13 protein-coding genes and 1 other RNA gene are annotated in these 11,588 nt (G+C 49.7%); 7 read left to right on the forward strand and 7 right to left on the reverse strand.

All coding sequences use genetic code 11. From position 1 onward, the window contains the following. The first annotated feature begins 1 nt into the window (after nucleotide 1). On the forward strand, nucleotides 2-874 hold the full coding sequence (locus tag BMW71_RS20285) for an SDR family oxidoreductase (protein WP_092178123.1): 873 nt from the start codon (nucleotides 2-4) through the stop codon (nucleotides 872-874). A 27-nt stretch (nucleotides 875-901) separates the two neighbouring features. Here the strand turns inward: BMW71_RS20285 and BMW71_RS20290 are convergent, their stop codons facing one another. The 6 genes from BMW71_RS20290 to ffs form a co-directional block, all read right to left on the reverse strand. Continuing rightward, on the reverse strand, nucleotides 902-1,426 hold the full coding sequence (locus BMW71_RS20290) for a hypothetical protein (RefSeq protein WP_092178125.1): 525 nt from the start codon (nucleotides 1,424-1,426) through the stop codon (nucleotides 902-904). 70 nt (nucleotides 1,427-1,496) lie between these two features. After that, a complete protein-coding gene (locus BMW71_RS20295; protein ID WP_092178127.1) occupies nucleotides 1,497-1,682 on the reverse strand; it encodes a CPXCG motif-containing cysteine-rich protein in 186 nt (61 codons plus the stop codon). Nucleotides 1,683-1,960: 278 nt separating this feature from the next. Continuing rightward, the gene (locus tag BMW71_RS20300; protein ID WP_092178129.1) at nucleotides 1,961-2,674 is read right to left on the reverse strand and encodes a cell division ATP-binding protein FtsE; all 714 of its coding nucleotides are present in this window, start codon (nucleotides 2,672-2,674) and stop codon (nucleotides 1,961-1,963) included. A 1-nt stretch (nucleotide 2,675) separates the two neighbouring features. Next, nucleotides 2,676-2,879 carry a fructose-6-phosphate aldolase gene (locus BMW71_RS20305; RefSeq protein ID WP_092178131.1) on the reverse strand — a complete coding sequence of 68 codons (204 nt, stop codon included), beginning with the start codon at nucleotides 2,877-2,879 and terminating at the stop codon, nucleotides 2,676-2,678. 69 nt (nucleotides 2,880-2,948) lie between these two features. Beyond that, the gene (gene fsa / locus BMW71_RS20310; protein ID WP_092178133.1) at nucleotides 2,949-3,605 is read right to left on the reverse strand and encodes a fructose-6-phosphate aldolase; all 657 of its coding nucleotides are present in this window, start codon (nucleotides 3,603-3,605) and stop codon (nucleotides 2,949-2,951) included. Nucleotides 3,606-3,688: 83 nt separating this feature from the next. After that, nucleotides 3,689-3,781: signal recognition particle sRNA small type (gene ffs, locus BMW71_RS20315), an RNA gene on the reverse strand. Between the two features lie 154 nt (nucleotides 3,782-3,935). On the opposite strand from ffs, the gene BMW71_RS20320 reads away from it, so the two are divergent. From BMW71_RS20320 to BMW71_RS20350, 6 genes are all read left to right on the forward strand, one after another. Then, complete coding sequence (locus tag BMW71_RS20320) at nucleotides 3,936-4,265, forward strand: hypothetical protein (RefSeq protein ID WP_241685036.1); 330 nt, start codon at nucleotides 3,936-3,938, stop codon at nucleotides 4,263-4,265. A 354-nt stretch (nucleotides 4,266-4,619) separates the two neighbouring features. Then, nucleotides 4,620-5,969 (forward strand): Gfo/Idh/MocA family protein, encoded by a 1,350-nt coding sequence (locus BMW71_RS20330; RefSeq protein ID WP_092178137.1) that lies wholly within the window; start codon nucleotides 4,620-4,622, stop codon nucleotides 5,967-5,969. Between the two features lie 42 nt (nucleotides 5,970-6,011). After that, nucleotides 6,012-6,617, forward strand: a complete 606-nt coding sequence (locus tag BMW71_RS20335) for a 3-keto-disaccharide hydrolase (protein WP_092178139.1) — start codon at nucleotides 6,012-6,014, stop codon at nucleotides 6,615-6,617. Between the two features lie 167 nt (nucleotides 6,618-6,784). Then, entirely contained in the window at nucleotides 6,785-7,924 is a 1,140-nt protein-coding gene (locus tag BMW71_RS20340) for a 1-acyl-sn-glycerol-3-phosphate acyltransferase (protein ID WP_092178141.1), read from the forward strand. A gap of 62 nt (nucleotides 7,925-7,986) precedes the next feature. Beyond that, nucleotides 7,987-8,862, forward strand: a complete 876-nt coding sequence (locus BMW71_RS20345) for a carbon-nitrogen hydrolase (RefSeq protein ID WP_092178143.1) — start codon at nucleotides 7,987-7,989, stop codon at nucleotides 8,860-8,862. Beyond that, entirely contained in the window at nucleotides 8,852-9,961 is a 1,110-nt protein-coding gene (locus BMW71_RS20350; RefSeq protein WP_092178145.1) for an agmatine deiminase family protein, read from the forward strand. Before BMW71_RS20345 ends, BMW71_RS20350 begins: the two co-directional genes overlap by 11 nt. Before the next feature lie 158 nt (nucleotides 9,962-10,119). Here BMW71_RS20350 and BMW71_RS20355 read toward each other — a convergent pair whose 3' ends face one another. Continuing rightward, nucleotides 10,120-11,586, reverse strand: coding sequence for a TolC family protein (locus BMW71_RS20355; protein WP_244891245.1), 1,467 nt, complete (start codon nucleotides 11,584-11,586; stop codon nucleotides 10,120-10,122). Nucleotides 11,587-11,588: the final 2 nt, after the last annotated feature.

Raw genomic sequence — 11,588 nt, forward strand, 5'->3', positions numbered from 1 at the left:
GATGCACTATCAGAAAGGAATGCTGGTAGCCGGAGCCCTGGAAGGGCAAGTGCTACTGGTGACCGGTGGCGGTACCGGATTGGGGGCAGCAATGGCCCGTTATTTTTTGGAGCTTGGTGCCAAGCTGGTAATTTGTAGCCGGAAAATCGAAACCTTGAAAGCCACGGCCTCGGAACTGGAGGCGGTGACCGGGGGACAGGTAGTGCCGCTTGCCTGTGACATACGCGACTATGCGGCGCTTTCCGAGATGTATCAGGAAGCGAAGGCGCATTTTGGGAAAATTGATGGGGTGATAAACAATGCGGCGGCGAATTTTATCAGTCCTACCAACCGGCTCTCACCAAATGCCTTTCACACCATTTTGGACATCGTCCTTAAAGGGACCTCAAACATGACCCTGATCGCAGGGAAGGATTGGATACAGGATGGCAAACCTGGCGTTTTTTTAAACATTGTGACGACCTACGCCTTTACCGGTTCCGCCTACGTGGTACCCAGTGCAGCCGCGAAGGCGGGCGTTCTTGCCCTGACCCGTTCACTGGCAGTGGAATGGGCGCCACACGGAATCCGCTCCAATGCCATTGCACCGGGTCCTTTCCCGACGGAAGGCGCCTGGGAGCGGCTTTTGCCGGGGCATCTGGCGGAGAAGTTTGACCCCGTTCGGCGCATTCCTTTGGGTAGGGTAGGGGAGCACCAGGAACTGGCCAATCTGGCTGCCTACCTGATTTCTCCGTATTCCGCTTATATCAATGGAGAAGTGATCACCATTGACGGGGGGGAATGGCTGCAAGGAGCCGGTCAATTTAACGGCTTTGGCCAAGTGAAAGCAGAAGAATGGGATGCGCTTGCCGCGGCAAGAAAAAAGGGCGGTTAATCCGGCGAATAATACTACCCGCCGGTCTTAACGCTTGTCTTCTTTGAATACCGGGGGCTTTTTAAACGGAAGCGCCAGCCTGAAATCCCAGGTTGGGAGTACTTTCTGTATGTTTTTCTCCTCCAGAGAGGTGGTTTCGATAAAGTACCAGTTGGCACGGTCTTCCGTACCTACGGCAATTAGGTTGCTGTCCGAAATCAGGGTCCCTCCCGGAACTTTGGTAACCAGGGTGACGGGTACAATCGCATGAACCTCATCCGCTACTTGCACGGCCTCGATTTCCTCCCCAAACTCAAGGGAAGCCAAGCGCTGACCGCGTGCTTGCTTGGTTTCCTGTATTTGTTTCAACAGCTTTTTCATGGCATCCCTACCTCCGGCTTTTTCGATCAGTGCGGGGTAGGTAAAATCCAAAAGAATCTCGTGGTCTCCGTGCAACTGGGCATAGGCATAAATTTGTCCGGCAGTTTTTATCTCTTCCCTAATCTGGTTTTGTGCGTGCAGCGATAGCGTCGTTCCCCAGAAAATAATACCAAGCAGTAGTTTTTTTACCATAGCTGTACCTTTATTCGCCTTCTAAAATAGGCTTTTGAAAAGGATATTCAAGGCAAAAAATTATAAAATTTCACTGATCCACACCAGTTGCATTAAACCAGCTAAGATCTCCATTTTCCATTCCATAACTGATCTGAATGGGGTTGCAGCAGACTTCGCAATCCTCAATGTATTCCTGTTCGGTTACGCTGGGGTCGAGCAGCATGGAGATTTCGGAGAAGCAAAACGGGCATTGAAAAAAATGTTCGATTTCCATGGTAGCGGATGATTGGACAGACTCAACACGTAGCAAACACCGGACGGCAGCGGATTGTTCCGGGGGACCCAAAGCATGGGCTTTTGGGGCCAAGGCTTGTCAGGATTTTGGCAACGAGTTTCCAAAAAACCGTAGCTTCTATCAATAATAGAAGCGCGCAAAGGTATGGTGTCGGTAGGAAGAAGCAATTACAGCGCCAAGGCAGGCTGTTCCCGGTACTGACTCCGGTGCGGTAGTAGAAATCTGGAACAAGAGTGAGCAACGATAGACAGGACCGATTAGATACCGGTGTTACCCAGGGAGATGGTGGTAGTTTTGCTATCCAACACCCTGGCGTTTTCGCATTTTAGTATGCGGTAGGGATGCTTCTTGAGCAGCTCGTAATTGTGGGTAGCCATCAAGATGGCGGTGCCCTTTTTATTGATTTCCTGGAACAAATGGAAGATGCCATCCGCCACCTCCGGGTCCAGGTTACCGGTGGGTTCGTCCGCCAGAAGGATGGAGGGTTCGTTTAGCAAAGCCCGTGCAACGACAACCCGCTGTTGTTCTCCACCGGAAAGTTGGTGCGGCATCTTGGATGCTGCGCCGCCCAGACCCACGCCCATCAGCACTTCGATCATCCGGTTTTTCATCTTGATTTTATCCTTCCAGCCGGTAGCTCGGAGGACAAAATACAGGTTTTCGGCCACCGTTCGATCCGGAAAAAGTTGAAAATCCTGGAACACAATTCCCAATTTGCGGCGCAAATACGGGATTTCCTTTTTTTTCAGCTTGTCGATCGAATAACCGGCCACCCTTGCCTGGCCCATGATAAGGGGGAGGTCCGCATACAGGGTTTTTAGCAGCGAACTTTTTCCGCTTCCCGTTCTTCCGATTAGAAATACAAATTCGTCCTTTTCGATCGTAAAAGTCACGTCCTTCAATATGGTGTTGATACCCTGAAAGATACAGGCCTGCTGCACCGACACCACCGGCTCGTTCGAAAAGACCATATTAAATACTGAGTTTTTTGAGTTTGCCAAATGGCAATTCCCGAATTAATTGTTCCAGTTCCGCTTCCTTTCCTTGCAGTCCGAATTTTTCAATGTTCTTTAGCGGGCGGTCTGCCCGGAAATAGGCTACCAAAACAAAGTTTTCGTCCCGGATCTGTATGTAATCCGGGATTTTTGCTTTCCCTTTTACTTTGATGATGTACATAGCCGGTATGTTTTGGTTCGTGTCAGGTGCCGTTCATTTGCGGAGAACGATTGGCGAAAAACCAGCCGATCAGGAATTTGCTTTGGCATGATCTGCCAGAAACTGAGCCAATCCCTTATCGGTAAGCGGGTGATTTAACAGGCCCGTGATCACCTTAAGTGGACAGGTGACCACATCGGCTCCCAGTTCCGCACATTTGATCAGGTGCATGGTATGCCGGATAGAGGCCGCCAATACCTCGGTTTCAAACCCGTAGTTTTGGTAAATGTGTACGATTTGCCCGATGAGATCCAGCCCGTCAAAGGCGATGTCATCCAAGCGGCCAATAAACGGAGACAGGTAGCTGGCACCCGCTTTCGCTGCCAAAATGGCCTGACCGGCCGAGAATACGAGCGTGCAATTGGTACGGATACCTTCGCTGGAAAAATACTTAATGGCCTTGATGCCGTCTTTAATCATGGGAACTTTTACGACGATCTTGTCATCTATTTTAGCCAGCTCCTTACCTTCCTTCACAATCCCTTCAAAATCGGTAGCAATCACTTCCGCACTTACCTTGTCATCCACGATGTCGCAAATAGCTTTGTAGTGGTTTCGAACGTTCTCGTCCCCTCTTATGCCTTCTTTGGCCATCAGAGAAGGGTTGGTGGTCACACCGTCCAAAACACCCAGGTCGTAGGCTTCTTTTATTTCGGTTAGGTTTGCGGTATCGATAAAGAATTTCATGTGCGAATAGTAAGTTTGAGTGTATATGCCGATAAATTTACGTCAAAAGTATCAAAAAGATGGGGAGCGTAAAATAAAAAGGAAAAAAATAAGCGGCATCGCACCGCTACAACCACCTACCCTTGCTTCCTTCCGGACCTGGGGGATTTAGCGGGAGCTGGTCGTGCCGCTCAGTACAAAGGTAGGTAAATTTTCATCTCAAACAAAACTATTTTACCAGCAAGCAGCTAATTGCTTCGCTATCAAATCTTAATTTTTTGGCCGAATTATTGCCGAGTTATTGGTTGTCCCCGAGGATAACTACCTATTCTCACTAAAATCTGTTTTGATATGATGATAAAAACATTGGCTACCCTGAGTGTAGTTTTTCTGTTGGGCGCTTGCGCCGTATTTCAGCCACGCATTCCCTACCAATTGGGCATGTCGGAAAGCAAATTTCTTCGGCAAAATAAAGAAGCGGTCATAAGTCAGTTGAACGAGAACAAAAAAGTATACCGTCTCACCAACGACGATCGCTTTTATATACTTGCGACATTTGAAAATGGGGAATTGGTGAGTCTGGAAGAAAAAGAACTGGCCCCTCAATGGCCCCGGCAGCGAATGATGGACGAAGAGTACAGGTACGACGATAACACCCAAGACGGGCAACCCGATCAGTGAATTTCCTGCAAATCAATCGCTGGAATCTCAACGGGCACCGCTAAATCCCTTTTGGGTGATTTTTTGTTTGGCACAAATCCGATTTCCAGAAACGATAATCTAAAAATTTTAGTAAGTTTGGTTGACCAATTCGCCCATCACCGACGGATGCGAATGGGTGGCGTCCTTTCATCAGGAGGTAGGGTTCCTCAAAACGGCGCGTTTTGCCGCACCGGCTTGGGTACCTAAAGACGGAAGGGAATGCACGAGGAGTAGCAGCGAACAAGGGGCTAATTTTCCTCTGGCGTTCCAGGCAAGGACTGGGGCATATTTCCCGAAAGGTTTCAAATTCATCGTCGGATCAACTGTAAACAAATGGAAAATAACCGCAGAAAATTTTTAAAAAGATTGGGAATGGCCGGTGCCGCTTCGGCGTTGGCCCCGACCGCATTTGCCGGGCAGCCGGTACCGGATGTGGTTCGCATGGATCGATTGTCTAAAAAAAGCGTCGATGACCGTGAATTGAAAATTGCACTGATCGGTGCCGGGATCATGGGGACCCAAGACCTGAACACCGCACTTCAGCACGAAAACGTATCGGTAGTCGGGGTCTGTGACCTATACGATGGCCGGTTGGAGGCAGCGAAAGAAAAGTGGGGACAGCATTTGTTTCTTACCAAGGACCACAAAGAGTTGTTGAAACGAAGCGATATCGATGCGGTACTGATAGGAACGCCCGACCACTGGCACAAACAGATTAGCGTGGATGCGCTGAATGCCGGAAAACACGTGTATTGCGAGAAACCCATGGTTCATTCGGTGAAGGAAGGACAGGAAGTGATCGATGCCTGGAAGAAATCAGGCAAGGTATTCCTGGTAGGAAGTCAGGGGATTTCCAGCCTTGGAAACGAAAAGGCCAAGGAATTGCTCGCCCAGGGGGCCATTGGCGACATCAATTATGCGGAGGGCTTTTGGGCGCGGCATTCACCGGAAGGAGCTTGGCAGTACCACGTGCCCGAAGATGCATCCGTAAATACCGTGGATTGGCAACGGTACGTTTCCAATACCACCGAAAGGGAATTTGACCCTTTGCGCTTTTTTCGCTGGAGAAATTACCTGGACTACGGAACGGGTATGTCCGGGGACCTCTTTGTACACCTGTTCACCAGTCTTCATTTCATTACCAATTCTCTGGGGCCGAACAAGATTTCAGCCATGGGGGGACTGCGGTATTGGAAGGACGGCAGAGAGGTTCCGGATGTATTGTTGGGTATGTTTCAGTATCCCGAAAGTCAGGAGCATCCCGGGTTTAACTTGTCCCTGCGCTGCAATTTTGTAGATGGCACCAGTGGGTCCACCTATCTAAAGATTGTGGGGAGTAAGGGCTCCATGGACGTAAAATGGGACGAAGTAGTGGTCAAAACCAATCAACAGGCATCCAGTGACGATCCGTTTTTGGAGGCGCAGGCCCAAATGCGGGGAGGGGCTTCCGACCGCAAGCGTATATTGCCTCCCAATGAAATGGTGTATAAGGTTGAGCCCGGATACAAAGGAGCACATTACGATCATTTTGGGAATTTTTTCCGGGCGATTCGTGAAAATGGAACCGTGGCGGAAGATCCAGTTTTTGCTTTCCGTGCCGCCGCTCCTGCACTTTTGTGCAACGATAGTTATTTCCAGGATAAATTTATCGCCTGGGACCCTGTTCAAATGAAACTCGTGTAAACAAATTGCATGTACCACTAATTTAAATAAACTAACTAGATAATGAGAACAATAGCAAAACAGTCCGGCCTTTTGTTGGCCGCGTTGGTCGGCTTGGTGTTTACTGCCGCGGGCCAAACCTCACTTTTTAATGGAAAAGATCTCTCCGGATGGATCGTATACGGTACCGAAAAGTGGTACGTAGCGGATGGGATTCTGGTTTCCGAAAGTGGACCTGACGCAGAATATGGGTACCTGGGAACCGAGGAAGATTACAAAGATTTTGAGTTGACCGCAAAATTTAAGCAAGACCAGGATGGAAACAGCGGGATCTTTTTCCGGTCAACTTTTGAAGGAACCAAGGTGTCCGGATGGCAGGTAGAGGTGGCACCTCCAGGCAACGATACAGGAGGGGTGTACGAGTCCTATGGTAGGGGATGGTTGATCAAACCAGATGCCGAAAAAGACAAATACCTAAAGTTTGGTGAGTGGAACGACATCAAGGTGCGGGTAAAAGGCGATCGGGTGGTTACCTGGCTCAATGGAAAGAAAATGGTGGATTTCAGCGACGAAAAAATCGGACAGGGTGAGGGGCAAATAGCCCTTCAAATCCACAGCGGAGGTGGTTTGAAAATCTCCTGGAAGGACATTGAAGTAAAGGAACTCTAAACCAATCGTAGCCGGCGCTTTTGTAGGTGTGGGCTGCTGTCGGTACAAAATAAAATAAAAAAGCCCCGAAACAACGGGGCTTTTTTTGGTAGCAAGCCTAATGTTTGACAAAAGGAAAGAACCTTTGGGGCATTTTTTGTAATTTGCGCCCTGCTAAAAGATACTATATGTCGAAATTTGATTCCATAAGACCTTTTTATGATAGCGAAGTCAACCAAGCCTTGAAGGAAGTCGCCTCCCATCCGATGATGAAGGCGATAATGAATTTTACCTTTCCGGACCAACGGGATGAAGAATGGACAGAACAATTGCTAAAGACGCATTCCATTCGCGATTTTCAAATCAATTTCATTTACCATTCCGTTCGGAAAGTATTGGATATCAGTTCGAATGGACTGACTACCTCCGGATTTGAGCAACTGGAGCCCAATACAGCGTACCTGTTTATTTCCAACCACCGGGACATCATTCTGGATACCTCCCTTTTGAATGCGACCTTGTTCGAGCATGGCCTGCTCATGACCACCTCAGCCATTGGTGATAACCTGGTAAAAAAGCCGTTTTTGCGAACGCTCTCCAAACTAACGCGTAATTTTGTTGTGTACCGGGGGCTGGGCAACAAGGCCATGTTGGAATATTCAAAGTTAAACTCCGAGTTTATCCGGGAAGCGATTTTTTCTCAAAACCGCTCCGTGTGGATCGCACAGCGGGAAGGACGGACCAAAGACGGTATGGACCTAACGCAAAAAGGCGTTCTTAAAATGCTTTCAAAAGCCTGTGAATCCTTATCTTTGGAGGAATATTTCCTAAAGCTAAAGATCGTTCCCGTATCCATTTCTTACGAAAACGATCCGACCGATGTCTTGAAGATGCCCGAGCTGCTGGCAAAGGCGCGGGAGGAAACCTATGTCAAACAAAAGAACGAAGATTTTCGAACCTTGATGAGTGGCATTATGGGACAAAAAAAGCGGATTCACATTTCCGTCGGGAAGGTCTTGGATCAGGAAATAAACACTATTTTTGAAAGAGAAAACAGTGTCAACAAGCAGCTTCAGGCATTGGTGGAAGAGCTGGACCGGGTAATTGTACGGAACTACCGACTATGGCCTACCAATTACATTGCCCTGGACCTGCTGAACCAGACCGACGAACACCGGGAGCATTATTCCGTAGAAGAAAAAGAAGAGTTTCAGGCACGCATCCGAAAAGGCGTGGAGATGGAAAATGCAGTGGCCGTGCGAAACTTTCTCTCGATGTATGCCAACCCGGTCATTCACAAAGAAAAAATGCACCTGCTGGCCCCCTAGCCGAGGGTTGCCGCAAACATCCCGCTAGAAAACTAATCGTTCAGAAAAAAAATAGTAATCGTTTGAAAGAAAAATCTGTAAAAATCGGGTTGGTGCAGTTAAGCTGTAGCGCCGAACCACAGAAGAACCTGGAAAAAACAATCGCAGCCATACGAAATGCGGCTGAATCCGGAGCGCAGGTATTGTGCCTACAAGAACTTTTCCAATCCCTTTACTTTTGCGATGTGGAGGATTACCGAAATTTCTCGCTTGCTGAGAAAATTCCCGGGCCTGCGACAGAAGAACTAGGCCGTGTTGCCAAGGAGTTGGGAGTGGTGATCGTTGCCTCGCTTTTTGAGAAGCGGGCAGAGGGCATTTACCACAACACTACCGCCGTATTGGATGCCGACGGAAGCTACCTGGGTAAATACCGAAAAATGCACATTCCGGATGATCCGGGGTATTACGAAAAGTTTTACTTCACGCCGGGGGATTTGGGGTACAAGGTTTTTTCTACGGCCTATGGCAAATTGGGTATTCTGATCTGCTGGGATCAATGGTACCCCGAGGCCGCACGTATCACCAGCCTGATGGGGGCTGAGATTCTGTTTTACCCCACGGCAATCGGCTGGCACCAATCCCAGGATGCGGCTACCAATGAAGAGCAATACCAGGCCTGGCAGACCATTCAGAAAGCCCATGCAGTGGCAAATGGCGTGCCCGTGGTGGCAGTGAACCGAACGGGGGTTGAGGGTGAGATGCAGTTTTGGGGAGGTTCCTTCGTTACCAATGCCTTCGGTAAGGTGCTGTATCAGGCGCCTCACCTCGAAGAGCAGGTGGAGGTGGTGGAAGTAAGCCTGACTCAGTCTGACGGATACCGCACGCATTGGCCATTCCTCCGGGATCGCCGCATCGATAGTTACCAGCCGATACTCAAGCGTTTTCTCGATGAAGATTGACCCCAGTTTTTTTTTCAAGGGTAGTTTAGGGAAGGATCCCATGCACCCCGCCGATTTGGGCTATTTCTTTCCGGCGGAATTTCATCCCCACGATGCCACCTGGTTAAGCTGGCCGCACAAAGAAGCCTCCTGGCCCGGAAAGATCAACGAAATCTATCCTGCCTACGCAACATTTGTAGCCTACCTGTCCAGGAGCGAGCTGGTAAACATATTGGTTGCTGACGAGCGCATGCAGCGATTGGCAGAAGATCGATTGGCAACGGCCGGTGTAGTGGAGGAACGCATCCGTTTTCATCATTTTCCGACCAACGACGCCTGGTGCCGCGATCATGGTCCGGCCTTCCTGATTCATCCAAACCCGGACATGAGCAAAGCGATCGTAGATTGGGGATACAATGCATGGGGCGATAAATACCCGCCCTATGACCTGGATAACCTGATTCCCGGGAAGGTAGCCCTCCACCTGGGAATCCCCTGTTTTCGACCGGGCATTGTCATGGAAGGGGGCTCGGTGGATTTTAACGGGGCGGGAACGCTGCTAACTACCGAAGCCTGCTTGCTGCATCCCAACCGAAATCCGCATTTAAGTCGCGAGCAGATAGAAAGCTACCTCAAAGCCTATTATGGCGTCCAGCAAATACTTTGGCTAAAGGACGGTATCCTTGGAGACGATACGGATGGTCACGTGGATGACCTGACGCGTTTCGTCAGTAAAAACAAAGTCTTGACTGTGGTTGAATCCAACAAGAAAGATGAAAATTACCAGGCTTTGCAGGACAACTTAAAGCTGTTGGAATCCTTTCGAATGCTGGATGGAAGTGCTCTGGAGATCGTGGCATTGCCCATGCCCGCTCCCGTGATCTACGAAGGGGTTCGGCTGCCAGCAAGTTATGCCAATTTTTACATTGCCAATTCCTATGTGATCGTGCCTACCTTTCGGGATGCCCAGGACGAGCGGGCATTGGATATTATAAGCGCTTGCTTTCCCGAAAGGGAGGTGGTCGGCGTGGATTCCTGGGACCTGATTTGGGGGCTGGGCTCGTTTCATTGCCTTAGTCAGCAGGAACCCGCGGCCGGGGTCTTCCCGTCTAAAACGTAAAAGTCTATTCCCGACACCTGCAAAAGGAGCAGTACCCGTCCAGGATTCGGCGTAGAGAAGTCCTTTCGATCCTCGGTCTGGTTGATCCATAAAAAAGCCTGCCCCTTTTTGCATCCGGAGCAGGCTTTTTTCAAAAGCAGAAAAGGATTACCACTACCTCACTGCCAGCCACCACCCAATGCACGATACAGGCTTACCAGCCGCTGCAGCTGCAGCATCTTCAATTCGATGTATTCCAGTTCGGAAGCCAGGGAATTGGATTGGCTGTTGATCACGTCCAGGTAGTCTGCATAGCCTACCTTAAACATGGTATTGGCGTTGTCTACCGATCGCCGCTGTACCAGTACCTCATTCGTTTTTAATTGCAATTCCTCCCTCAGTGTGCGGTAGTCGTTTACCAGTCCGATCACCTCCAGGTATCCGCTGAGAACGGTCTGCTCGTAATCGTACAGGGCGATTTTTTGGCGGGCTTTTGCGGATTCGTAGCTGGCTTTGATTCGGTTCCGATTGAATACCGGAGCCACCAGTCCACCGCCCAGTTGGTAGACGGCAGAGCCTGGATTCAAAAAGAGCTTGCTGAATTCAAAAGCGTTGAACCCGGCCATGCCGTATAGATTAAATGTGGGGAAAAAGGCGGTTCGCGCAATACCCACTTCCAGGTTATTGGCTTGCAGGTTTTGCTCGGCTGCGCGGATATCCGGACGCATCCGAAGCAGGTCCGAGGGAAGCCCCAATTCCAAAACCTCCGGTAGCACCGTTACCTCTGACAAGGATTGGCGCTGCACGCGTTCGGGGTAGTCTCCCGTCAGATAGGCCAGATTTAGCTCGGCTTGTTTCAATTCTCTGCGCTTGCTGATCAGAATCCCTTTCGAATTGAGCATCAACGCCTCAAACTGATCAATGGATAGTTGACTTTCCTGACCGGCGTTTTTTAGGCTTTTTCCCAGTTCGAAGGCTTCTTCCTGAAAGGCAATGTTTGTCAGCAAGGTCTCAATTTCCTCGTCCAGCCCGACAATGGTGTAGTACGTGCTCGCAATTTCGGCGATCAGCCAGGTTTTGGTAAGGTTAACCATTTCCTCCGAGGCCAGGTACTCGGCCAGGGCCTGTTTTTTACGCATCTGTAGCCGGCCCCATATATCCACCTCCCAATTGAAGGTGGCGCCGAGAACAAAGTCCTGGTAAGGAACCGGGATGCGCCGGTTTTCCGGGACAGTGGGCGAGAGATTGGTATCGTCGTTTCCTACGCCATCCATGGTGAAATCGCCAAATTTTCTAACTTCTGCCCCTGCCTGCAGGTTCAATTCCGGCAGTTGGCCCATGCGGGCCCGGCTGAGTGCAGCCCGGGCAACTTCTATTTGGGCCAACGTGCGGTTAACATCCTGGTTGCGCTCCAGACCCTTTCGAATAAGACCCTGAAGCTGTGGGTCGCTAAAAAAAGACTCCCAGCGGACGAGCGCCATGTTGGAACTATCGGCTTTCGAGTTGACAAATTCGGGGTATTCCTCCGGCGGTTGGTTGTAGGTATCGAGGAGTGGTTGGTCTACTTTGCAGGAATAGAGCCCCAGCCCGACAATAGCGAAGAGCAACAGGCAGGGGGACATGGTGGTGTTTTTCGTTCTATGCATTA

The sequence above is a fragment of the Cyclobacterium xiamenense genome (assembly GCF_900109255.1).
Taxonomy (GTDB): Bacteria; Bacteroidota; Bacteroidia; order Cytophagales; family Cyclobacteriaceae; genus Cyclobacterium; species Cyclobacterium xiamenense.